This window comes from Rhodopseudomonas sp., assembly GCF_036404135.1.
GTDB lineage: Bacteria > Pseudomonadota > Alphaproteobacteria > Rhizobiales > Xanthobacteraceae > Rhodopseudomonas_A.
Genome location: NZ_DASWPE010000022.1, coordinates 57,391 through 80,431, shown reverse-complemented (window position 1 = coordinate 80,431; position 23,041 = coordinate 57,391). Strand labels below are relative to the sequence as shown.

General features: G+C 67.7%; 22 protein-coding genes. 17 read left to right on the top strand and 5 right to left on the bottom strand.

Annotated elements, in window-relative coordinates:
- Positions 1-289: 289 nt before the first annotated feature.
- The 3 genes from cobS to cobF are packed head-to-tail and all read left to right on the top strand — an operon-like array spanning position 290 to position 2,427.
- Positions 290-1,078 (top strand): adenosylcobinamide-GDP ribazoletransferase, encoded by a 789-nt coding sequence (cobS, locus tag VGC77_RS02790; RefSeq protein ID WP_331170034.1) that lies wholly within the window; start codon positions 290-292, stop codon positions 1,076-1,078.
- 10 nt (positions 1,079-1,088) lie between these two features.
- The gene (locus VGC77_RS02785; protein ID WP_331170033.1) at positions 1,089-1,652 is read left to right on the top strand and encodes a histidine phosphatase family protein; all 564 of its coding nucleotides are present in this window, start codon (positions 1,089-1,091) and stop codon (positions 1,650-1,652) included.
- 16 nt (positions 1,653-1,668) lie between these two features.
- Positions 1,669-2,427 (top strand): precorrin-6A synthase (deacetylating), encoded by a 759-nt coding sequence (gene cobF / locus VGC77_RS02780; protein WP_331170032.1) that lies wholly within the window; start codon positions 1,669-1,671, stop codon positions 2,425-2,427.
- 50 nt (positions 2,428-2,477) lie between these two features.
- Here the strand turns inward: cobF and VGC77_RS02775 are convergent, their stop codons facing one another.
- The 4 genes from VGC77_RS02775 to VGC77_RS02760 form a co-directional block, all read right to left on the bottom strand.
- Positions 2,478-3,743 carry a nitrogenase component 1 gene (locus VGC77_RS02775; protein WP_331170031.1) on the bottom strand — a complete coding sequence of 422 codons (1,266 nt, stop codon included), beginning with the start codon at positions 3,741-3,743 and terminating at the stop codon, positions 2,478-2,480.
- The gene (locus VGC77_RS02770; protein WP_331170030.1) at positions 3,744-5,111 is read right to left on the bottom strand and encodes a nitrogenase component 1; all 1,368 of its coding nucleotides are present in this window, start codon (positions 5,109-5,111) and stop codon (positions 3,744-3,746) included.
- A 1-nt stretch (position 5,112) separates the two neighbouring features.
- A complete protein-coding gene (locus tag VGC77_RS02765) occupies positions 5,113-5,988 on the bottom strand; it encodes a nitrogenase iron protein NifH (RefSeq protein WP_331170029.1) in 876 nt (291 codons plus the stop codon).
- An 89-nt stretch (positions 5,989-6,077) separates the two neighbouring features.
- Complete coding sequence (locus VGC77_RS02760) at positions 6,078-7,295, bottom strand: radical SAM protein (RefSeq protein WP_331170028.1); 1,218 nt, start codon at positions 7,293-7,295, stop codon at positions 6,078-6,080.
- Between the two features lie 64 nt (positions 7,296-7,359).
- On the opposite strand from VGC77_RS02760, the gene VGC77_RS02755 reads away from it, so the two are divergent.
- The 5 genes from VGC77_RS02755 (at position 7,360) to xsc (ending at position 12,964) form a co-directional block, all read left to right on the top strand.
- Complete coding sequence (locus VGC77_RS02755) at positions 7,360-7,635, top strand: hypothetical protein (protein ID WP_331170027.1); 276 nt, start codon at positions 7,360-7,362, stop codon at positions 7,633-7,635.
- 78 nt (positions 7,636-7,713) lie between these two features.
- Positions 7,714-9,135: an acylating sulfoacetaldehyde dehydrogenase gene (gene sauS, locus VGC77_RS02750; RefSeq protein ID WP_331170026.1), complete on the top strand. Its 1,422-nt coding sequence runs from the start codon at positions 7,714-7,716 to the stop codon at positions 9,133-9,135.
- A 9-nt stretch (positions 9,136-9,144) separates the two neighbouring features.
- Positions 9,145-10,272 carry a succinate--CoA ligase subunit beta gene (locus VGC77_RS02745; protein ID WP_331170025.1) on the top strand — a complete coding sequence of 376 codons (1,128 nt, stop codon included), beginning with the start codon at positions 9,145-9,147 and terminating at the stop codon, positions 10,270-10,272.
- The gene (gene sucD, locus VGC77_RS02740; RefSeq protein WP_331170024.1) at positions 10,269-11,153 is read left to right on the top strand and encodes a succinate--CoA ligase subunit alpha; all 885 of its coding nucleotides are present in this window, start codon (positions 10,269-10,271) and stop codon (positions 11,151-11,153) included. The genes VGC77_RS02745 and sucD overlap by 4 nt, the downstream gene beginning before the upstream one ends.
- A gap of 32 nt (positions 11,154-11,185) precedes the next feature.
- Positions 11,186-12,964: a sulfoacetaldehyde acetyltransferase gene (xsc, locus tag VGC77_RS02735; protein WP_331170023.1), complete on the top strand. Its 1,779-nt coding sequence runs from the start codon at positions 11,186-11,188 to the stop codon at positions 12,962-12,964.
- Positions 12,965-13,285: 321 nt separating this feature from the next.
- Here the strand turns inward: xsc and VGC77_RS02730 are convergent, their stop codons facing one another.
- Complete coding sequence (locus VGC77_RS02730; protein WP_331170022.1) at positions 13,286-14,251, bottom strand: aliphatic sulfonate ABC transporter substrate-binding protein; 966 nt, start codon at positions 14,249-14,251, stop codon at positions 13,286-13,288.
- Between the two features lie 356 nt (positions 14,252-14,607).
- Between VGC77_RS02730 and VGC77_RS02725 the strand changes: the two genes are divergently transcribed.
- The 9 genes from VGC77_RS02725 to VGC77_RS02685 all read left to right on the top strand — a co-directional run bounded on the left by VGC77_RS02725 (position 14,608) and on the right by VGC77_RS02685 (position 22,977).
- Positions 14,608-15,570 (top strand): aliphatic sulfonate ABC transporter substrate-binding protein, encoded by a 963-nt coding sequence (locus tag VGC77_RS02725; RefSeq protein WP_331170077.1) that lies wholly within the window; start codon positions 14,608-14,610, stop codon positions 15,568-15,570.
- Positions 15,571-15,778: 208 nt separating this feature from the next.
- Positions 15,779-16,735 carry an aliphatic sulfonate ABC transporter substrate-binding protein gene (locus VGC77_RS02720; RefSeq protein WP_331170021.1) on the top strand — a complete coding sequence of 319 codons (957 nt, stop codon included), beginning with the start codon at positions 15,779-15,781 and terminating at the stop codon, positions 16,733-16,735.
- Positions 16,736-16,835: 100 nt separating this feature from the next.
- Positions 16,836-18,005 carry an FMNH2-dependent alkanesulfonate monooxygenase gene (gene ssuD / locus VGC77_RS02715; protein ID WP_331170020.1) on the top strand — a complete coding sequence of 390 codons (1,170 nt, stop codon included), beginning with the start codon at positions 16,836-16,838 and terminating at the stop codon, positions 18,003-18,005.
- On the top strand, positions 18,002-18,808 hold the full coding sequence (locus VGC77_RS02710; RefSeq protein ID WP_331170019.1) for an ABC transporter permease subunit: 807 nt from the start codon (positions 18,002-18,004) through the stop codon (positions 18,806-18,808). Before ssuD ends, VGC77_RS02710 begins: the two co-directional genes overlap by 4 nt.
- Positions 18,809-18,815: 7 nt before the next feature.
- Entirely contained in the window at positions 18,816-19,661 is an 846-nt protein-coding gene (locus VGC77_RS02705; RefSeq protein ID WP_331170018.1) for an ATP-binding cassette domain-containing protein, read from the top strand.
- 8 nt (positions 19,662-19,669) lie between these two features.
- Positions 19,670-20,245 (top strand): flavin reductase family protein, encoded by a 576-nt coding sequence (locus VGC77_RS02700; protein WP_331170017.1) that lies wholly within the window; start codon positions 19,670-19,672, stop codon positions 20,243-20,245.
- A 70-nt stretch (positions 20,246-20,315) separates the two neighbouring features.
- Entirely contained in the window at positions 20,316-21,323 is a 1,008-nt protein-coding gene (gene tauA, locus VGC77_RS02695; protein ID WP_331170016.1) for a taurine ABC transporter substrate-binding protein, read from the top strand.
- Positions 21,320-22,126: a taurine ABC transporter ATP-binding protein gene (locus tag VGC77_RS02690; RefSeq protein ID WP_414709599.1), complete on the top strand. Its 807-nt coding sequence runs from the start codon at positions 21,320-21,322 to the stop codon at positions 22,124-22,126. Before tauA ends, VGC77_RS02690 begins: the two co-directional genes overlap by 4 nt.
- On the top strand, positions 22,126-22,977 hold the full coding sequence (locus VGC77_RS02685; protein WP_414709598.1) for an ABC transporter permease subunit: 852 nt from the start codon (positions 22,126-22,128) through the stop codon (positions 22,975-22,977). Before VGC77_RS02690 ends, VGC77_RS02685 begins: the two co-directional genes overlap by 1 nt.
- Positions 22,978-23,041: the final 64 nt, after the last annotated feature.

Genomic DNA, 23,041 nt, shown 5'->3' with positions numbered 1-23,041 from the left:
GATCATGTCAGCACCGCGGTCCAATGGCTCGGGGACGATCGCCGCACTCATAGGAATGCCGGGCTTGCCTTGTCAACCGTGCAGCGCGGCGGCGCGCCGCGCCGGCGCCGCGGTCGGCCCGGCAATTTGCGCTGGCTGCCGCGCGATCAACCAGCCCGATCCGCGCCTCGCGCGCTTTGCGCTTTCCGCCCAGAAAGTGCTATCGGCTCTGCGGCGCGCCGCCGCGCCGGCGTCGCGCCCTGCGTTGCAACGATCGGCCGCGACGCAAACGCAACTGTGAGACGGCACCATGGACAATCACAATCCGGCGTCGAAGCCCGGTCGACTCGCCGACTGGGTCGACGATCTGCGCATCGCGACGGCGCTGTTGACGCGGGTGCCGATGCCGCATCCGGCGGGCGCCGGGGTGCCGGATATCGCGCGCGCGCAGCGCCTGTTCCCGCTGGTCGGCGCGCTGATCGGCGCCGTGGTCGGGCTGATCGACGTGGCGTTGCTGGGAATGCGGGTTCCGGCGTTCGCCGCCGCAGCGCTCGCGCTCGGCGCCAGCGCGGCCTTGACCGGCGCGCTGCATGAAGACGGCCTCGCCGATGTCGGCGACGGGTTCGGCGGCGGCCGCGACCGCGCCGCCAAACTCCTGATCATGCGCGACAGCCGGCTCGGCACCTACGGCACGCTGGTGCTGCTGGTCGGCTTTGCGACCCGGTGGGCGGCGCTGGCCAGCCTGCCGGCGGCGGCCGTGGTTCCGGCGCTGATCGTCGCCCACGCGCTCGGCCGCGCGGCGATTCCGGTGCTGGCGGCGAACATGCCGTTCGCCCGCGCCGATGGGCTCGGCAAGACCGCGGGGCGGCCGCCGGCGGCCGGCGCGCTGATTGCGGTCGGGCTGGCGGCGCTGCTGGCGCTGCTGTGCCTGCCGCTGCAGGCCGCGCTTTTGGCGCTGCTGGTGACCGCGGCCGGCGCCGCCGCGGTGGCTGTGCTGGCGTGGCGGCAGATCGGCGGCGTCACCGGCGACGTGTTCGGCGCCGCCGAGCAGGTCGCGGAAACCGCGGTGCTGGTGCTGCTCGCCGCGCAGTTCGGGTGAGGCGGCGCCAATGAACAACGACACCCGGCTGTGGCTGGTGCGGCACGCGCCGGTGGCGGGACCGAAGGGCGTCATCCACGATTCCGACGCGCCCGCCGACACAGGCGATGCCGACGCTTTCGCCGCGTTGCGCTTGAAGTTGCCGGCGGACGCCGCCTGCTTTGCCAGCCCCAGCCGCCGCACGATGCAGACCGCCGCGGCGCTGGCGCTCAAGCCCGGCGCTGAGCCGAAGTTTCGCGAACAGCATTTCGGCACCTGGACCGGGCGGCGTCACGACGATCTCGCCCGCGAACTCGGCGACGGCTACACGGAGTTCTGGCGGGCGCCGGCCAGCAACCGGCCGCCCGGCGGCGAGAGCTTCGCCGACCAGATTGTGCGGGTGCGCGACGGCTTCGAACGGCTGCCCTCCGGCGACGTGGTGCTGGTGGTGCATTCCGGCACGGTGCGCGCGGCACTGGCGATAGCGCTCGAGATGGCGCCGGAGCCGGCGCTGCGCTTCGTGATCGATCCGTTGTCGCTGACCCGGATCGATCGGCTGGATGAGGGTTGGCGGGTGCTCTACGTCAATCGGTGAGGGGTAAGGACAAGCAATGCGAAAAATTCTGGTGATCGGCATCGGCGCCGGCGATCCCGACTATCTGACGCTGCAGGCGATCAAGGCAATGAACCGGGTCGACGTGTTCTTCGTGCCCGACAAGGGCACCGAGAAGGCGGCGCTGAAACATCTGCGCACCACGATCTGCGAGCGCTTCGTCGAGCGCGCCGATGTCAAGATGGTCGGCATCGAAGTGCCGCAGCGCGCCGCCACCGGCTGCTATCAGGACAATGTCGACCACTGGCACGCCGAGCTCGCCGATCGCTACGGCCATCAATTCGAGTCCTGCCTTGCCGATGGCGAGGTCGGCGGGCTGCTGGTGTGGGGCGATCCCGCGCTGTACGACAGCACGCTGCGCATCATCGAACGGCTGCGCGCCAAGGGGCTGGCCCTGGACTACGAGGTGATCCCCGGCATCAGCAGCGTGCAGGTGCTGGCCGCCAAGCATCGGATCGCGCTGAACCGGATCGGCGAGCCGGTGCTGTTGACCACCGGGCGCAAGCTTGCCGAAGGCTTTCCCGCCGATGCCGGCAGCGTCGTGGTGATGCTGGACGGCACCCAGACCTTCGCCCAACTCACCGAGCAGAATCTGGAGATTTTCTGGGGCGCCTATCTCGGCACGCCCGACGAGATTTTGATCTCGGGTCCACTCGCCGCGGTGAAGGACAAGATTGCAACGGCACGCAGCGAGGCCCGCGCGCGGCACGGCTGGATCATGGATATCTACCTGCTGCGGCGGTCCGAGCCGAGCTGATCGGCGCGGCGAGCGCCGCCGGCGGCTCCGGGCAGCCGCGCCGCGCGAAATCACGCCGGCACGGCCTGCAGGATGTCCTCGAGCAGCGCGCTGCCGCCGCGGCAGCCGGCAACGCCGCGGCTGAGCCCGGGCCGCGCGGTCGGGAAGGCGACCTCGACCAGCGGCACGCCGAGCTCGGCGGCGACGCCGCGTTCCAGCGTGCTGCCGAAGACGATCTCGGCGGCGCTGCCGCGCAGAACGTCGGCGATCTCGCCGGCGTCCTGGGTGTAGCGGAGGCCGCCAATGTCGGCCTCGATCGCGGCGCGGCTTTCGGCCGGCGGATCGTCGGTGACGACGACGGCGCGCGGCGTCCAGCCCAGCGTGCCGGTGAGATAGCGCGCCAGCCCCGGCGCGTGCAGGCTCGGCGCCACCACCGCGAAGTCGAGCTGGCCGCCGCGGCGGTACAGCGGCTCGGCGGCGACATCGAGCAGATAGGCTTCCCGCCTGGCCTCGGCGGCGAGAAAGCCGTCGGCGGCGGCGCGATCGGCCGAACTGGCGATCTCGCAGATCAGCCGCAGCAGCACCAGGCTCGCCTCGGCGCCGACGGGGAGGCCGCCGGCCTCCAGCCACGGCGTGCCGAACCGTCGTTCCAGTTCGCGCGCCGGCTCCAGCCCCCAGGGCGACAGCACCAGGCTGAGTTCGGCCTGCGCCAGCGCCTGCAGGCCGTGCACGCCGCCCTCCGCCCCGAACAGCGGATTGGCGCGCAGTCCGACGCCGGCCAGAAGCCGCGACAGCTCCTCGATCTCGGCAAGCCAGAACGCGTCCTGCTGCGGCACGATGCCGAGGATGTTGACCAGGCCGGGCAGGGTGGGCTGATGCGCGATCTGCTCGGCGATTATGCCGTTGAGCAACAGTTCGTAGCCGCGATGCGCCGAGCCGCGAAACCCGGCGGTGGCGATCTGCAGCACCGCCTCGCCCTGGTCGCGGGCTTCCTGCACCATCGCCGCGACGTCGTCGCCAATCATCTCGGCGGGACAGCCGCTCAGCACCACGGTGAGTTCGCTGTTCAGCACGCTGAGCGAATTCTTGATCTGTTCGCGCAGCCGCGAGGTGCCGCCGAACACGATGTGCTTTTCGGAAATGTTGGTCGATGGCGTGGCGGGGCCGGCGCTGGCGCGCGCGCCGCAGCCGGCGCCGGACAATCCGAGCTGATAGGCCTGCGCGCCGCAGCCCGCGGTCGAATGCAGCAGCGGCGTGACGCCGTCGATCGCGGCTGCGGTGAACAGCGCGCCATGCAGCGCGCAGCCGGCGCGCGAGCGCAACAGCGGGACCGCCATCTACTTGACCTCGAGCTTGATATGCCAATCCGGGCTGCGCTTGAACCAGCCCGGCCGATAGGGCGCGCTGCGCGCCGCGCTTAAGCGCTGCACCAGCGCGACGTTGTGCAGCGCGCGGGCGGCGCGTCGCGCCAGTTGCGCCACGCCGATGCTGCCGTAGAGCTGCTCCGGCCGCAGCGCGACCGCGGGGATTCCGGCGCGCGCTGCCAGCACCGCCAGTTCGGCGGAGCCGATCAGCAGATCCGGCAAGAGCCGCGCCAGCCGGTTGGCGTGCTCGAACGGCTGGCCGTCGGCGACGTGCAGCGGCACGCCGGGGCGGCGGGCGGCGAAATCCTGCAGCGCCGGCAGATGGCCGGCGTCGATGTGATCGACGCTGACGCCGGCGAGGGTGCCGCCGAGCTCGTCGATCAGGTCGGCGAGCCCGAACGCCGCGGCGGGCGGCGCCGCGATCACCACGCGCCGGCCGCGCAACACCTGCGGCGCGGCGGTTTCAGCGAGCGGGGCAGGGGCTGCGTGGTCGGTCGCCTCAGCCACCGCGGCGAGAAAGTGCTGCGTGGCGGCGCTGCCGATCGGCGGCGGCAGCGGCAGGAAAGCCACGCCGTGGGTGCGCTCCAGGCCGCGGCCGAATGCCTCGTTGGCGTCGGCATCGAGCGTGACGCTCAGCGCAGCACTTGCGGCGCGGCGAAAGCCCTCGGCATCGGCGCCGTGCGGCAAAGGGTTAACTTCGAGCCCGAGGGCGCGAAGCTGCGCCGCGATATCGGCGACGCCCGGCCCGCCATCCACCGCGAGCAGGTTGACGAGGTCGCGGCGCGGCGCGGCCTCGGCCGGAGTCACCAGTTGTAGCGCGGCTTGCGCCGCGGCATCGAAGCCGGTGGCGGCAATCTTCGAGCGGAAGCCGTCGCTGATCACCTCGATCACTGGGATGTCCAGCTCGTCGGACAGTTCGATCGCGGCGCTGCGCACGTCGTCATTGTTGATGGCGATCACCGGAGTGGCGACGATGAAGATCGCCCACGGCCGCTCGCGGCGATACAGCCCGCGCACGGTGTCGGCGAGCGCGCCGTCGGAGCCGAGAATGGTGTCGCGCTGGTCGAGATTGCTCACCGCCCAGCGGCCATTCGGGGCAAACCGCGTCAGCGCGCCGGCGCAGCCGCGCCCGCCATGCACCACGATGCCGGCGCCGGCGATGCCTGCGAGCACGTGCAGCGCCTGCACGATGTCGTCCGGCGCGATCTGCGCGAAGGTGCGGATGCGGTCGGAGGATTGCCCGCTTTGCAGTTCGGCGATCAGCGGCGCGACCTCGCCGAAATAGCCGCCGATCGCACCGAGGCGTTTTTCCCGGGTGCGCAGTTGCGGCGGGCGCGCCACCTCAGATCGCCTCTTGCGGGGCGACGATCCCGGCCTCGACGCCGAACACCCGATCGCCCCATTCCCGCGCCCAGCCCTTCAGCGCCGGGCCGTTCAGCGGCTTCGGCACGCTGCTGTCATGGCTCTGCGCGATATGCCGCGCCAGCGCGCGATACACCTCGGCCTGCTCGGAGCGCGGCTGCGCCTCGATCACGGTCTTGCCGTACAATTCGCTCTGCGCCACCGCCTGCGAGCGCGGCACATAGCCGACCACCTTGGTGCCGGTGCGCGCGGCGAAGTCGTCGATCAGCGACGCCGCATAGGGCGTCTGGATCGAGTTGGCGATCACCCCGCCGAGCCGGGCACCGCCGGAGGGCGCGTATTTGCTGATCGCCTTGAACAGATTGTTGGCGGCGAAGATCGCCATGAAGTCCGACGAGGTGACGACGAACGCGGATTCCGCGATGCCGTTGCGGATCGGCACCGCGAAGCCGCCGCACACCACGTCGCCGAGCACGTCGTAGAGCACGACATCCGGCTTGAATTCCTCGAACAGATTCAGTTCGTGCAGCAGATCCACCGCGGCGTTGATGCCGCGCCCGGCGCAGCCGACGCCGGGCACCGGACCGCCGGCCTCGATGCACAGCACGCCGGCAAAGCCGGTGGCGGAGACGTCGGCGATCGACGGCCGGCCGCGCTCGCGCAGGCTGTCGAGCACGGTCGGTAGGTCGTCGCCGCCGCGCAGGATGTTGGTGGAATCGCTCTTCGGATCGCAGCCGATCTGGATCACGCGATAGCCGGCCTCCGCCAGCGCCGCGCTGATGTTCGACGTGGTGGTCGACTTGCCGATGCCGCCCTTGCCGTAGATCGCGATATGTTTGGGTTTACGTTCAGTCACGGGACCTCCGGGCCATCGGCAAAGTTGCAACGGGGGCGCGGCGCGATCGCGCGTGGCGCCGCTCCGGCGCGCGGTCGCCACGCAGCTTGCTATTCCGCCGCGACCAGGCTTCTGGTCTCGGAGAACACCGGCAGCAATTCGTCCTCGATCCGCCAGACGTCATGCTGCAGGCTGTCGGAGGAGGCGTGGCAGTCGTAGATCTGCTGGTAGCTGAAGCCGTTCTGCTTCCAGATCGCGACCTGCTTGTGGGCGAGGTCGAGATACCAGCCGGGCTCGGGCGAGCGGTGGCCTTCGAGTTCGGAGCCGGGGTTCGGGCACCACACCGTGGCGGTGCCGACCACGCCCTTGGAGGCGAGATATTCCAGCCCGGCCACCGTGCTCTTCTTCGGCTCGATGCCGGCGACGATGTTGGAGCGCACCCGGCCGTGCCCGAACACCTTGGCGGCGTGTTCCAGCGCCTTGACCCAGTGCTCCCAGCCGCCGCTGCCGCGCGCCTTTCCGGGGCAGATCGCGTTGTAGATGCCCTTGTCCCAGATCTCGATGTTCATCGCGGTGGTGCGATAGCCGGCTTCCTTGAAGCGGTCGATGTTGCGCAGGTCGAGCGGGGCCGCAACCGTCGCGGTGCCGTTGAAATCCTCGAGCCCGGTGTGGCGCTGGATCGCTTCGGCGACGTCGAGATAGTAGTCGAGTTCGCGGCGCTCCGGGATGATGCCGCCGCTGACCGTCAGATGATCGACCTCGCCGCCGAGATAGGCCGCGGCCGCGGTCTCGCCGATCTGCTTGGCGTTCTTCCAGAACGGCCGCTGATCGCCATAGACGTCTTTGGTGTAGTTGATGTTGCAGAACAGGCAGTCTTCGCCCTTTTCCTTGTAGGAGCATTCGTTGCTGTAGACGATGAACAGATGGCGCTGCGCGTAATGCGCGCCGATCGCCGACATCTCGACGCCGTCGGAGGTCTTGGCGCCGTAGAATTTCGGCCGCGGCTGGAACTCGACGTCGGCCAGCACCTCGTTGCCGTGAATGATCACGGTGCGCTCGCCGATCAGGTCGATGCGGTAGCTGGATTTCGGATTCCAGCGGAACGGCGTCGTCAGTCCGTTCGGCAGTTGGAAGTGCGACGGCAGTTCGGTGGTGTGGATCTCGAAGTCCATCTCGAACAGGCAGTGCACCTGTTCCTGCGCCTTGACGCCGGGTTGGATCAGCTCCAGCGCCTCGCCGCTGATCGCCACGCCGTTGATGCCGAGCTCGGCCTTCAGCGCCAGCTCCTTCCACAACGCGTCCTTCAATTCGCCGACCGTCGCCGCCATCGCCATGCCTCTCACAAGATTGCCGCCGGTCAGGCCAGCGGACGCGTCGGCGCAAAGCGCGGACGTGATCGTTTATAGGCGGCCGAAACTACCAACTGAATTTCGTATTGCGCGGCTGCCGCGCCAAAATCATCCAAACGCCGCGAGGTTAGCAGCAGGTTCAATCTTCGTCGCGCGACGAAAGGTGTTGCGATACGCCCCGCGCGCCGGCGGTGTTGCCCGCGTCGGCTCGCGCGGCGCGACGCGGCGCGGCCTTGCGGTGTCGGGAATTCTCTCGGCGGGCGGTTTGATGGAATGGATCTCTCATGCGCGGCTGATAGTTGAAATTCTGATCCATTGACCGGGGCCGCGACAACAAGAGATATCTGCGCGGCGCCGGCGAGCGCCGATCGCCCGCCATCACGATGCGAGAGTCGCCATGACCGCCGCCAATTTCCTCACGCGCCCCGTCGATGCGGCGTCCGTTGTCGACGACGTCGTGCGCCGATCGCGCGCGGCGCAACAATCCTTCGCCGACGTCGATCAGGCCCGCGCCGACGAGGCGGTCCGCGCGCTGGCGTGGTCGTTGTACAAGCCCGAGCACGCCCGCGAACTCGCCGAGCTGGCGGTCGCCGACACCGGCCTTGGCAACGTGGCGGACAAGATCGTCAAGAAGCAGCGCAAGACGTTCGGCACCCTGCGCGATCTGTTGCGGGTGAAGTCGGTCGGCGAGATCGAGCGCGACGACCGCCGCGGCCTGGTCAAATTCGCCAAGCCGATCGGCGTGGTCGGCGCGGTGACGCCGTCGACCAATCCCGGCGCCACGGCGGTGAACAAGGCGATGATGGCGATCAAGGGCCGCAACGCCATCGTCATCGCGCCGTCGCCTCTGGGTTATCGCACCACGGCGCGAACCGTCGACTATATGCGCGCCGCGTTGAAGCAAATCGGATTGCCGGACGATTTGGTGCAGATCCTGCCGGCGCCGATCACCAAGCAGGCGACCGAAGCCCTGATGCGCGCGGTCGATCTGGTGGTGGTCACCGGCTCGCAGGACAATGTGCGGCGGGGCTACTCGAGCGGCACGCCGGCGATCGGGGTCGGCGCCGGCAATGTGCCGGTGATCATCGACGAGACCGCCGATCTTGCCGACGCCGCGCGAAAGATCTGCGCGTCGAAGACGTTCGACAACGCCACCTCGTGCTCCTCGGAGAACGCGGTGGTGATCGTCGACGCGGTGTATGACGCGGCACTCGCGGCGTTGCGCGACGCCGGCGGCTTCCTCGCCGACGCCGCGCAGAAACAGCGCATCGAGACCACGCTGTGGAGCGCCGGCAAGCTCAACCGCGAGCTGATCGCCCGCGACATCTCGGTGCTGGCCGCTGCCTTCGGTTTGCCACAAGATTTGCAGGCGAAATTCATCATGGTGGAGGAGGCCGGCGTCGGCCCCGCGCATCCCTTGTCCGGCGAGAAATTGTCGCTGGTGTTGACGCTGTACCGCGCCAGCGATTTCGCCGCGGCCGCCGCTAAGGCACGGGAAATATTGGATTATCAGGGTCGCGGCCACTCCCTCGGGCTGCACACAAGGGATTTCGCCCGCGCCTATCGGCTCGCCGAGAGCTTTCCGGTGGTGCGGGTGCTGGTGAATTTCGCCCACACTTTCGGCAATGGCGGCGGTTTCGACAGCGGCCTCGACTTCACACTGACGATGGGCTGCGGCTCTTGGCAGAAGAACAGCATCTCGGAAAACCTTAATTATAAGCACTTTCTCAACATCACTCACCTCGTGGTGCCGATCCCCGAGGACAAGCCGACCGAGCAGGAATTGTTCGGGCCGCATTGGCAGCGCTATGGGCGATAGGGCCGCGCGATGAATTTCGAAGAACATGTCGGCAAGACCTTGTTACTTGGCCGCGCCGGAATTGCGACCCCACAAGGCGTGGTTTGTACGACGCCGGAGCAGGCGGCCGACGCGGCGCGCGGCATTGGCCGCGTCGTGGTGAAGGCGCAGGTGCCGGCGGGCCAGCGCGGCAAAGCCGGCGGCATCGCGATCGCCGAGACGCCGCAGCAGGCGGAGATCGTCGCGCGAGAAATTCTCGGCAAGACCATCGGCGGCTACGCCGTGGAACGCGTCCTAGTCGAAGCGCAGGCCGAGATCGACCGCGAGTTCTACGCCGCGGTTGTGACCGACGTCGCCAGCCGCAGCCCGCTGGTGCTGTTTGCGAGCGACGGCGGCATCGAGATCGAGGAGCTTGCGGCAGAGAAGCCCGCCGCGCTCCGTCGCGCCGCGGTCGACGTCACCCGCGGCTTCACCGCCGCCGACGCCGCGGAGTTGCTGCGCGGGCTCGGCCTCGGCGCGGCCGAGGCGGCGGTCGCCGACGCGCTCGCCCGGCTCTATCAGCTCTATCGCGACCACGATGCCGAACTGCTGGAGATCAATCCCTTGGCGCTGCTACGCGACGGCCGCGTGGTGGCGCTGGATTGCAAATTCGTGCTCGATGATGCCGCTGCATTGCGCCAGCCGGCGCTGGTCGCGGCCGCGGCACCGCCGAGGCTCACCGCGCTGGAGCGGCGCGGCACCGAGCACGGGCTGAAATTCATCCAGCTCGACGGCAATGTCGGGATTCTCGCCAACGGCGCCGGCTTGACCATGACGACGATGGATGTGATCGCGTATTTCGGCGGCCGGCCGGCGAATTTCCTCGAGATCGGCGGCGACGCCTACACCAAGGCCGAGGTGGCGCTCGACCTGGTGCTGGCGAATCCCGGCGTCAAAAGCCTGGTGGTGAATTTCTGCGGCGCCTTCGCCCGCACCGAGGTGATGGCCGCCGGCGTGATCCGCTCCTGGGAAGCGTTGCGGCCGAGCGTGCCGGCGTTCTTTTCGATTCACGGCACCGGCGCCGAAGAGGCGGTGAAGCTGGTGCGCGAGCGGCTTGGCATCGAGCCCTATGACCTGATGGAAGACGCGGTGCTGGCCGCGATCGAGGCCGCGCGATGATCTATCGGCGTGGACAGACCGTGCTGGTGCAGGGCATCACCGGCAAGCAGGGCAGCTTCTGGACCCAGAAGATGCAGGCCTGCGGCACCAACATCGTCGCCGGCGTCAATCCGAAGCGCGCCGGCGCCAGCACGCTCGGCGTGCCGATCTATCGCTCCGCGGTGGAGGCTGTGTGGGACGGCGCGATCGACGTCTCGGTGCTGTTCGTTCCGCCGTTGCAGGCGCGCGACGCGGTGATCGACGCCATCGACGCCGGCATTCGCAGCATCGTGGTGCTGACCGAACATATCCCGACCCGCGACGTGGTCGACATCCACGCTCGCGCCCGCGTGTCGCAGAGCCGGATCATCGGCCCGAACACCGCCGGCCTCGTCACGCCCGGCGAAGGCTTTGTCGGCATCATGCCCGGCGACAACGCCGAGGTGTTTCGGCCGGGCGCGATCGGCGTGATCTCGCGCAGCGGCAGCCTCGGCACGCTGATCTGCCTCAACCTGACCCGCGCAGGCCTCGGCCAATCCGCCTTCATCGGCATCGGCGGCGATCCGTTGATCGGCACCACGACGCTGGATGCGTTGACCGCGCTCGATCGCGACCCGCGCACCCGCGCGGTGGCGCTGATCGGCGAGATCGGCGGCCACATGGAAGAAGACGCCGCCGACTATGCGCGGGGCATGAGCAAGCCGGTGGTGGCGTTCATCGCCGGCTGCGCCGCGCCACCGGGCAAGACGATGGGCCATGCCGGCGCCATCGTCAGCGGCGGCCGCGGCGGCTATGCGAGCAAGCGTGCTGCGCTGCAAGCAGCCGGCGTGCGCGTCACCGCGACGCCCAATGAGCTCGCGTCGGCGCTCGCCGCCGCGCTTGCGCCGGCCGGCGTCGCCTGATCTCACATCGACATTTCAATTGGACCAAGCCCATGCGTATGACCACCGAAGAAGCGTTCATCAAAGTATTGCAGCTGCATGGCATCGAACATGCGTTCGGCATCATCGGCTCGGCTTTCATGCCGATCTCGGATTTGTTTCCGAAAGCCGGGATCACCTTCTGGGACGTCGCGCACGAGGCCAATGGCGGGCTGATCTGCGACGGCTACACCCGCGCCACCGGCAAGGTCGCGATGGCGATCGCGCAGAACGGCCCCGGCGTCACCAACTTCGTCACCGCGGTGAAGACCGCCTATTGGAATCACACTCCGATGCTGCTGGTGACGCCGCAGGCCGCCAATCGCACCATCGGACAGGGCGGCTTCCAGGAGGTCGAGCAGATGGCGATGTTCCGCGACACCGTTTGTTACCAGGAGGAGGTGCGCGATCCGGCCCGCGTCGCCGAGGTACTGAACCGGGTGATCACCAAGGCAAAGCGGCTGTCGGCGCCGGCGCAGATCAACATGCCGCGCGATTTCTGGACCCAGGTGATCGACATCACGCTGCCCTCGATCATCGAACTCGAACCGCCGGCCGGCGGCGTGGACGCAATCGCGCAGGCCGCGAAGCTGTTGTCGGAGGCGGCGTTCCCGGTGATCCTGTCCGGCGCCGGCGTGGTGATCGGCAATGCGATTGCCGATTGCGTGGCGCTGGCCGAGCGCCTCGATGCGCCGGTGTGCAACGGCTATCAGCACAATGACTCGTTTCCCGGCTCGCACCGCCTCGCCGCCGGGCCGCTCGGCTACAACGGCTCGAAGGCGGCGATGGAATTGATCGCCAAGGCCGACGTGGTGCTGGCGCTGGGCACCAGGCTCAATCCGTTCTCGACGCTGCCGGGCTACGGCATCGACTATTGGCCGACCACGGCCAAGGTGATCCAGGTCGACATCAATCCTGATCGCATCGGTCTCACCAAGCCGCTCGCGGTGGCGATCTGCGGCGATGCCGGTCGGGTGGCGCGGCAGATTCTTGCGCAGCTCGCGCCGAAAGCCGGCGACGCCGGCCGCGAACAACGCAAGGCGCTGATCCACACGACCAGGTCGGCCTGGCTGCAGCAGCTCTCCAGCATGGACCACGAGGACGACGACGACGGGACGACGTGGAACGCGCGCGCCCGGGTGCGCGATCCGGAGCGGATGTCGCCGCGGCAGGCGTGGCGGGCGATCCAGGCCGGTCTGCCGCGCGAGTCGATCATCTCCTCGGACATCGGCAACAATTGCGCGATCGGCAACGCCTATCCGAGCTTCGATTCCGGCCGGCGCTATCTGTCGCCTGGGCTGTTCGGGCCGTGCGGCTACGGCTTTCCGGCGATCATCGGCGCCAAGATCGGCCGACCCGATCTGCCGGTGGTCGGCTTCTCCGGCGACGGCGCGTTCGGCATTTCGATGAATGAAATGAGTTCGATCGGCCGCGAAGAATGGCCCGGCATCACCATGGTGATCTTCCGCAACTATCAATGGGGCGCCGAGAAACGCAACTCGACGCTGTGGTACGACGACAATTTTGTCGGTACCGAGCTCGACCCGCATCTCAGCTATGCCCGCGTCGCGGTGGCCTGCGGGCTGCAGGGTGTCACCGTGCGCAGCCCGGCGGAGTTGACCGCGGCGCTGGCCGAATCCTGCGCGGCGCAGCAGGACGGCGTCACCACCTTCATCGAGGTGGTGCTGAACCAGGAACTCGGCGAGCCGTTCCGCCGCGATGCCATGAAGAAGCCGGTGGTGATCGCCGGCATCGACCGCGCCGACATGCGGCCGCAGCCGGGCGCTGCGTGAGCGCACCCTCATTGTGAGCAGCGCGCCGACTTCGGCGCGCGTCTCGAACCATGAGGCCTCATCCTTCGAGACGCCCAGCTTCGCTCTTCGAGCTGCGCCGGGCTCCTCAGAGTCTGACTCAAAAAGCGATCAATGAAATCAGGCATTAGACGCGTCATTGCGAGGAGCTCTTGCGACGAAGCAATCCAGGGTTCCGCAAAAAGCCCCTGGATTGCTTCGCATCGAAGCCGGCGCTGCGCGCCGTCCTCGGCTCGCAATGACAAAAACGCCTGATTTTACTCGCTGCTTTTTCGGTCAGACTCTCAGGATGAGGAGACTTGATCACTCCGGCTTCGGCGTCCATATCTTGGCATCGGCAGCGTTGACCTTCACGGGCAGCAGACCTTCGGCGAAGAAGGCGTCGGCGATCCGCTGCTGTTCGGACAGCCCCGGTGTGGTGACCGCGCCGACCTTGTAGGAGCGGTGGCCGTTGGCCTCTTCGACCGTGGCGGCGTCGATGCTCCACAATCCGGCCAGCAGGGAGGCGGCGTCCTGCGGCTGCGCCTTGACCCAGCGGCCGGTCTCCTCGAGCTTGCGATAGATCACGTTCAAGACGTCGGCGCGCCGTTCGGCGAACGCCGCCGACGACAGATAGTAGCGCTTGTAGCTCGCAAGCCCGTTGCTGCCGTCGGCGAGCACGCGCGCTCTGGACTGATGCGCAGCGCTGGTGAGGAATGGATCCCACGCCACCCAGGCGTCGACATTGCCGCCGATGAAGGCGGCGCGGCCATCGGCCGGCGTGAGGTAGGCCGGCGAAATGTCCTTGAAGCTCAGCCCGGCCTTAGCCAGAGCGGCGAGCAGCAGGAAATGGCTGCCGGCGCCCTTGGTCACCGCGACCTTCTTGCCCTTCAGATCGGCGACGGCCTTGATTGGCGAGTCCGCGGGGACCAGGATCGCCTGCGCTGCCGGCGAGGCGGATTCCTCGGCGATATAAGCGAGCTTGGCGCCGGCGGCCTGCGCGAACAGCGGCACGGTGTCCGCGACGTCGGCGCCGAAATCGACATTGCCGGTGTTGATCGCCTCCAGCAGCGGTAGCCCGCTGGTGAATTCGTGCCACGACAGCTTGACGCCGAGCGGCGCCAGCGCCTTGTCCAGTTCGCCGTTGCTCTTGAGGATCGCGGCCAGCGTCGACGACTTCTGATAGCCGATGCGGACCTGATCGGGCGCGGCCGGGCTTTGCGCCGCGGCCGGCAGCGCCGCGGTGGCGACGGTGGCGATCAGGCCAAGCTGTGAGATGAATTTGATCATGAGACTGTTCTCGATTTCGGGGCTGTGAAGAGCCGACCCTGCGGATGCGCGGAATGTCCGTCAATAGAACCGCCGTTCGTTGTTGCCGCGATCCGTGAAACACAACGCTGCTTTGCGGCCGATCGCCGACCGATCCTTGCTATGCGCCGGTTGGCCGGCGGCGAGCTCCGCAAAGAGCGCCGTTTGACGAGACTGAGCGTCGCCGGGCGGGAGATAAACTCACCTCCGGGCCGGTGATCGAAACGTCAATGCTTGCGCGCTTCGATTCATCTTTGAAACAACATTCCCGGCAAACAACGCTAGCGTCGCTGCTCCCGCGATCCGGCATCGCGCCCGACAGATGGAGCAAGACGATGATGGCGCAGACCCGAAGGACCGTGATCTCCGCGATCGCCGTCGCATTGTTGGCCGCGGCATTCGTGGGTCCGGCGGCTGCGGCCACGGATGAGTTGAAGGAAGTCCGGATCGGATTCCAGCGCGCCGGCATCTTCCCGGCCACCAAGCAGCGCCACACCGTCGAGGACGCGCTGAAATCGCGCGGCATCGAGGTGAAGTGGGTGGAGTTCGCATTCGGCCCGCCGCTGCTCGAGGCGCTGAACACCGGCAATATCGACTACGGCTACACCGGCGATGCGCCGCCGATCTTCGCCCAGGCCGCGCGCGCCAATCTGCTTTACGTCGCGGCGTTGCCGTCGGCCGGCAGAAACGAGGCGATCGTGGTGCCGGAGAATTCGCCGATCAAGACGGTGGCGGATCTGAAGGGCAAGCGGGTCGGCTTCGCCAAGGCCTCGAGCTCGCACAACACCACGGTCGCGGCGCTGGAGAAAGCCGGGCTGTCCTATTCGGATATCACGCCGGTATATCTGGCGCCGGCCGATGCCGCGGTGGCCTTCGCCGGCGGCAATCTCGATGCCTGGACGATCTGGGATCCCTATCTGGCGCTGGTCGAAAAGGGCAAGGTCCGGGTGATCGTCTCGGCCAAGGACGTCCATGACGCCAATGCGTTCTTCCTTGCTAATCGCGACTTCACCGGCAAGCATCCCGACGTCGTCGCGAAGCTCAACCAGATCTTCGCCGATGAATCGGTGTGGGCCACCGATCATCACCCCGAGATCGTCAAGGCGCTGCATGAATCAACGGGGCTGGAGACCGAGGCGCTGACCCGCGCGGTGGATCGCACGCTGTTTCTGGTCACGCCGGTCACCGACAAGGTGGTCGCGACCCAGCAGACCGTTGCCGATCGGTTCTACAAGCTTGGACTGGTCCCGAAGCCGGTCAACGTCAGGGAGATCGTCTGGACCTGGACGCCGGGGTCGTAGCGGCTGCGGCAGCGTGATCGCCGGCTGGTTTCGCCGGCGCCAGATGAAACAGTCAAAGCGTCGCAGCGCGGGTTCCGGCAATAAACCCATCGCTGCGGCGCTGATCCGCAGCGGGGCCATTGCTATTTTGGCCGAAGCCTCGACACCCGTCGCAGGTGACACCATCATCCCTTCGTCGAATGAGTTGCGGCGGCGCGGAGAGCCATAGATGCAGCGCAGGAAATTCCTGAAACTATCGGCAGGCGCTGCAGCGTTCGCCGCGCTGGCGCAGCCGTCGCAGGCGCAAACGGCCGCGCCGCTCACCGAGATCCGCATCGGCTATCAGAAAAACGGCGTTCTGCTGATCGCGCGGCGGCAGGCCGTGCTTGAGAAGCATTTTGCGCCGCAGGGCATCACCGTCAAATGGGTGGAGTTTTCCTCCGGCCCGCCGATGATGGAAGCGATCAATGTCGGCAGCGTCGACTATGGCTCGGTCGGCGATTCGCCGCCGATCTTCGCGCAGGCCGCAGGGGCCGCGATCGTCTACGCCGCGGGCCAGCCGATCACCACCGGGCAGGGCATTTTGGTGCCGCAGAATTCCCCGATCCGCAAGCTCGAAGACCTGAAGGGTAAGCGCGTCGGTTTCACCAAGGGCTCGAGCGCCCACAGCGTCGTGGTGCAGGCGCTGGAGAAAGTCGGTCTGAGTTACGCCGACATCACGCCGGTGTATCTGACGCCGCCGGACGCCGGGCCGGCCTTCGCCAACGGCAGCATCGACGCCTGGTCGATCTGGGACCCGTATTTCGCGATCGGCGAAACCAAACAGAATGGGCGCATCCTGGTGCACGCCCATGAGATCACCAAGATGAACGCGTTCTACATCGCCAATCGCGACTTCGCGACGACGCACGGCGCGGTGCTGCAGCAGATCATCGATGTCACCGCAGCGACCGCGATCTGGGCCGAGCAGCATCGCGACGAGGTGGCGAAGGCGTTCAGCGAGGTCACCGGCATTCCGCTCGATGTGCAGACCGTCGCGGCCAATCGCAATTCCTTCGCCGTCGGTCCGATCACCGCGGACATAGTGGCGACGCAGCAGGGCGTTGCCGATCGTTACTTCCAGCTCGGCCTCATTCCGAAGCCGATCGTGGTCCGCGACGCGGTGTGGAAACTGGCGCAGACCTGATGCCGCACCGCTACCCGTCGACCTGCAAAATCCCCTCGTCGCCAACAACGCGTCGCCAGCAACGAAACCCAAGACGTCCGATGACACGGAGAACCGATCGATGAGCGCCAATCAACCGAACGCCAACGTTCTTTGGTTCCTGCCGACCCACGGCGACGGGCACTATCTCGGCACGAGTAAAGGCGGCCGCGAGGTCAATTTCAACTATCTGCGGCAGATCGCGCAGGCCGCCGACCAGCTCGGCTATTTCGGCGTGCTGTTGCCGACCGGGCGGAGCTGCGAGGATTCCTGGATCACCGCCTCGGCGCTGGCGCCGTGGACCGAGCGGCTGCGTTATCTGGTGGCGGTGCGGCCGGGGCTGCAATCGCCGAGCGTCGCGGCGCGGATGACCGCGACGCTGGACCGCGTCTCCAACGGCCGGCTGCTGATCAACGTCGTCACCGGCGGCGACCCGGTGGAAAACGCCGGTGATGGCGTGTTCCTGCCGCACAACGAGCGCTACGAGGTGACGCGGGAGTTTCTCGACGTCTACAGCGGCCTGCTCGCCGGCAACACGGTCAACGTCAGCGGCAAGCACATCCGCATCGAGGACGGCCGATTGCTGTTTCCGCCGCTGCAGCGGCCGCGCCCGCCATTGTATTTCGGCGGCTCCTCGGACGCCGGCATCGACGTCGCGGTCGACACCGTCGACAAGTATCTGACCTGGGGCGAGCCGCCGGATCAGGTGCGCGACAAGGTGGAGCGGGTCAAGCGCGCCGCCGCCAAGCGCGGCCGCGCCATCTCGTTTGGCATCCGGCTGCATGTGATCGTGCGCGAGACCAGCGAGGCCGCCTGGAAGGCCGCCGAGGAATTGATCCAATACCTCACCGACGACACCATCGCCGCCGCGCAAAAGATCTTCGCGCGGATGGATTCGGTCGGCCAGAAGCGGATGTCGGAGCTGCATGGCGGACGTCGCGACAAGCTCGAGATCAGTCCGAATCTGTGGGCCGGGGTGGGGCTGGTGCGCGGTGGCGCCGGCACCGCGCTGGTCGGCGATCCGCAGACCGTGGCGGAGCGGATCAAGGAATATCAGGAGATCGGCATCGATAGCTTCATCCTGTCGGGCTATCCGCATCTCGAGGAAGCCTATCGCTTCGCCGAGCTGGTGTTCCCGCTGCTGTCGCTGGCGCATCCGACCGGCGCGGCGACGCTGCGCGCCAACACCGGGCCGTTCGGCGAAACCATCGCCAATGAGCGGCTGCCGCAGCTCAAGGCGGCGCGATCATGAGCCTGACCGACACCCTGCCGCGGTTTCGCACGCTGCGTTGGCCGCGCGCCGACGGCCTGACGCAATGGATCGTGCCATTGCTGATCCTGATCGCCTGGCAGCTTGCCTGCGTCACCGGCCTGGTGCCGACCCGGGTGCTGCCGGCGCCGAGCGACGTCGCGCTGGCGGGCTGGAAGCTGCTGTTGTCCGGCGATCTCGCCAACAACATCTGGGTCAGCTTCTGGCGCGCCTCGGTCGGCTTTGCGATCGGCGGCGGCATCGGCTTTGCCTTCGGGCTCGCCAACGGGCTGTCGCAGCTGTCCAGCAAGCTCACCGACACCACGCTGCAGATGGTGCGCAACATTCCGCATCTGGCGCTGATTCCGCTGGTGATCCTGTGGTTCGGCATCGACGAATCCGCCAAGCTGTTCCTGGTGGCGCTCGGCGTGTTCTTTCCGATCTACCTCAACACCCTGCACGGCATCCGCACCGTCGATCCGCAACTGATAGAGATGGGCCGGATCTACGGCATGAGCAACGGCGAGTTGTTTCGCCGGGTGATCTTCCCGAGCGCGCTGCCGTCGATCTTCGTCGGCGTGCGCTTTGCGCTCGGCATCATGTGGCTGACGCTGATCGTCGCCGAGACCATCGCGGCGTCGTCCGGGCTGGGCTACATGGCGATGCAGGCGCGCGAATTCATGCTGCTCGACGTCGTGGTGCTGAGCATCCTGATCTACGCCTTGCTCGGCAAGGTCGCCGATAGCACGGCGAGACTGCTGGAGCGGCTGACGCTGTCCTGGCATCCCGCGTTCCAGCAACATTGAGGCCGCCATGCAGCAATCGCTTCGCCTGGTTTCGGATACCCCGGCGGTGACGCCGGCCGCCGTCGCCGAACGCGCTACGCCGGTGTTGCGCAGCGTCGGCGAGCCGGACGGGCGCGGACTGCCGCTGACGATCCGCGGCCTCACCAAGTCCTTCGGCGACAATCAGGTGCTGCGCGGCATCGATCTGACGATCGCCGCCGGACAGTTTGTCGCCATCGTCGGGCGCAGCGGTTGCGGCAAGAGCACGCTGCTGCGGCTGATCGCCGGGCTCGATCAGGCCACCACCGGCAGCATCGCCTTCGGCGAAACCGCGCGGACGCAGGACATCCGCATCATGTTTCAGGAGCCGCGGCTGCTGCCATGGGCGCGGGTGCTGTCCAACGTCGAAGTCGGGCTCGGCCGCGACCGCGGCCAGCCGGATGCCAGGGCGCGCGCCGAAACCGCATTGAACGATGTCGGCCTCGAGGATAAGCGCCAGCAATGGCCGGCGGTGTTGTCCGGTGGGCAGAAACAGCGCGTCGCGCTGGCGCGCGCGCTGGTCGGCGATCCGCGGGTGCTGGCGTTCGACGAGCCGCTCGGCGCGCTCGATGCGCTGACCCGGATCTCGATGCAGCGCCTGTTGGAGCGGGTGTGGCGCGACCAGGGCTTCACCGCGATCCTGGTGACCCATGACGTCGCGGAAGCGGTCGCGCTCGCCGACCGGGTGCTGGTGATCGAGGACGGCCGGATCGCGCACGACATCAGCGTCGACATCGCGCGGCCTCGGGACCGCGGCTCCGCCGAACTCGCCGCGCTGGAAGGCTCGATTTTGCGGGATCTGCTCGAAGGTGCCGACGGCACCACAGATTTGTGAGGCGTAGCATGAATGCCACGGTCCGCGATGTCAGGGTCGCGGCGACGTCTGCGGAGTTTCGCGGCGCGATGCGCCATCTCGCCGGCGGCGTCAGCATCGTCACCACCGGGCAGGGCGCCGAGCGGGCCGGCATGACCGTGACCTCGGTGGCCTCGCTGTCGATCGAGCCGCCATCGCTGATCGTCAGCATCAACCGGCAGGCGTCGTCATGGCCGCTGTTGAAGCGCCACGGCTTCTTCGGCGTCAACATTCTGTCGGCGGATCAGCTCGAGCTTGCCGAGCGCTTTGCCGGCAAGGGCGGCGTCCAGGGCGAGGCGCGGTTCTCCGGCGCGGAATGGACCACGCGGGTCTCCGGCGTGCCGCTGTTGGTCGGCGCGCTGGCGGCGATCGATTGCGAGATCGAGCACATCGTCGAACGACATTCCCACGCCGTGCTGATCGGCCGGGTGCTCGATGTTCGCGCCGGGCCGCGCGGCGCGGCGCTGGCCTATTGGCAGGGGCAGTATGTGGTGATCGATCAGGACGTCGACGCGGTGAAACTCGCCGAGGTCAGCCTGCCGAGCGCGCGCGCCTTGTGGGATTGACGCGGGCCATGGAGTCGGCTGCCGGCGTTCGAAACGGGTCGGCGAGCGAACGAAGGACAGGAGACAAAAGATGAAATCCAAGGCGTGGCTTTTGCTGTCGCTGGCATTCGGCTTGTGGGGCACGCAACTCCACGCGCAGACCCGCGAAGTCACCATCGCGCACCAGGACATGATCGTGCCGTTCCTCGTCGCGCAGGCCGCCGGCGCGGTAGAGCGGTCGACCGGCTACAAGATCAACTGGAAGATTTTCGGCGGCGGCGGCGACGTGATCAAGGCGATGGCATCGGGCGACGTGCCGATCGGCGAGGTCGGATCGAGCCCCGCGACCGCGGCGATCGCGCAGGGCCTCGACATCGAGGTGGTCTGGGTGCTCGACGACATCAACAATGCCGAGCAACTGGTGGTGACGCGGAATTCCGGGATCGCCGACCTCGCCGGCCTCAAGGGCAAGAAGATCGCCACGCCGCTGGCTTCGACGGCGCATTATCAGTTGATCTACGCGCTCAGCAAGGCCGGCATCAAGCCGGGCGAGGTGCAGATCATTAATCTGCGGCCGCAGGAGATTGCCGCGGCCTGGGAGCGCGGCGACATCGACGGCACCTTCGTGTGGGATCCGGTGCTGAGCCGGGTCAAGGCCGATGGCGGCAAGGTGATCCTGTCGTCGGCCGACGTCGCCAAGCTCGGCGCGCCGACCTTCGACGCGGTGATCGTCAACAAGGCTTGGGCCGCTGACAACAAGCCGTTCGTCACCGCGCTGGTCAAGCAATTGGCGGCGGCGGACGATGCCTATCGGCAGGACAAGGCGCGCTACACCGCGGAGTCCAGCGAGGTCAAGACCATCGCCCGCGTGGTCGGCGCGAAAGCCGAAGACGTGCCGGCGACGCTCGACAGCTACGCCTTCCCGGCAGCGGCGGCGCAGGCCTCGTCGGCCTGGCTCGGCGGCGGCAAGGACGGCGGCGTGGCCAAGGCATTGGCCAACACCGCGCAGTTCCTGAAGGCGCAGGGCCGCATCGTCGAGGTGCCGGCCGACTTCTCGAATTTCGTCAACGCCGAATACGCCGCGGCGGCGGCGCGATGACGGCTGCGGCGGCCGCGGCGGCTTTGATGGTCGACGACGTGTCGGTGCGTTATGCCACGCAAGACGGCAGCGTCGCGGCGCTCGACCATGTCAGCCTGTCGATCGCGGCGGGCGAATTCGTGGTGGCGATCGGCGCCTCCGGCTGCGGTAAAACCACGCTGCTGTCGGTGATCGCCGGGTTCCTGCCGCCGACCGGCGGCAGCGTGCGGCTGCACGGCCGGCCGATCGCGGGGCCGTCGTCCGATCGCGGCGTGGTGTTCCAGAAGCACGCGCTGATGCCGTGGCTCAACGTGATCGACAACGTCGCCTTCGGGCTGCGGATGCGCGGCGTCGCCAGGCCGGCGCGTTACGCGCTGGCGCGCGAGCAACTCAGGCTGGTCGGGCTGGCCGATCTCGAAACCAAGATGGTCTATGAACTGTCCGGCGGCATGCAGCAGCGCGTCGGCATCGCCCGCGCGCTGGCCTGCGACCCGCAGGTGCTGCTGATGGACGAGCCGCTCGGCGCGCTCGACGCCTTGACCCGCGAACAGCTGCAGGAATTGATCCTGGACGTCTGGCACCGCACCGGAAAGATGATGTTCTTCATCACCCACTCGGTCGAGGAGGCGTTGTTTCTCGCCACCCGCCTGGTGATCATGACGCCGCGCCCGGGAAAGATCGAACGCAGCATCGCGCTCGATTTCGGCCTCCGCTTCATCGCCTGCCGCGACGCCCGCAAGGTGAAGTCGGATCCGGATTTCATCGCGATGCGCGAATTCGTGCTGGCCGCGATCCGGCAGCGTGACACGCTCGCCGTGGCCTGATGACGATGACCGCGGCAGAGCCGGAGCCTGACGCCGCGGTCGTATCACCGTTGCGGCAGAAGACCAGCCGCTATCGCCAGCTCGGCGAAGGATCGAGCCTGGCGCTGAACGCGCTCAGCATCGCCGCGCTGCTGGCGCTGTGGTGGGGCGCCACGCATCTCGGGCTGATCAAGCCGTTGTTTCTGCCGAAGCCGGAAACGATCTGGACCGCGTTGCAGCAGGCTTCGGCCGGCGAACTCGACGGCCATACGCTCGGCGTGCATTTTCTCTGCAGCATGTCGCGCGTATTCCTGGCGTTCGCGCTGGCGGCGCTGATCGGCATTCCGATCGGCATCGCCATGGGGGTATCGCGGATCGCCCGCGGCCTGTTCGATCCGCCGCTCGAATTCTATCGGCCGCTGCCGCCCTTGGCCTATCTGCCGCTGATGATCGTGTGGTTCGGGATCGGCGAATTGTCCAAGATCCTGCTGTTGTTTCTCGCGATCTTTGCGCCGGTGGCGCTGGCCGCCCGCGCCGGCGTGCGCTCCGCCGGGCAGGAGCAGATCCATGCGGCGCGCTCGATGGGCGCCTCGACGCTGCAGCTGATCCGGCACGTCATCATCCCGAGCGCGCTGCCGGAGATCCTGGTCGGCTTGCGGATCGGCATGGGGGTGGGCTGGACCACGCTGGTCGCCGCCGAAATGGTCGCCGCCGATGCCGGGCTCGGCAAGATGGTGTTCAACGCGTCGAATTTTCTGCGCACCGACGTCGTCATCTTGGGCATCCTGGCGATCGGCGCGGTGGCCTATGCCTTCGAACTGGTGATGCGCGGAATCGAACGTAGGGCGGTGCCGTGGAAGGGTAAAACATAAGTGCGGGACGATCGCCCGCTGCCAGCTTCGTCGCGACAGCTTCTCGCCGCTACGAAGTGGATTG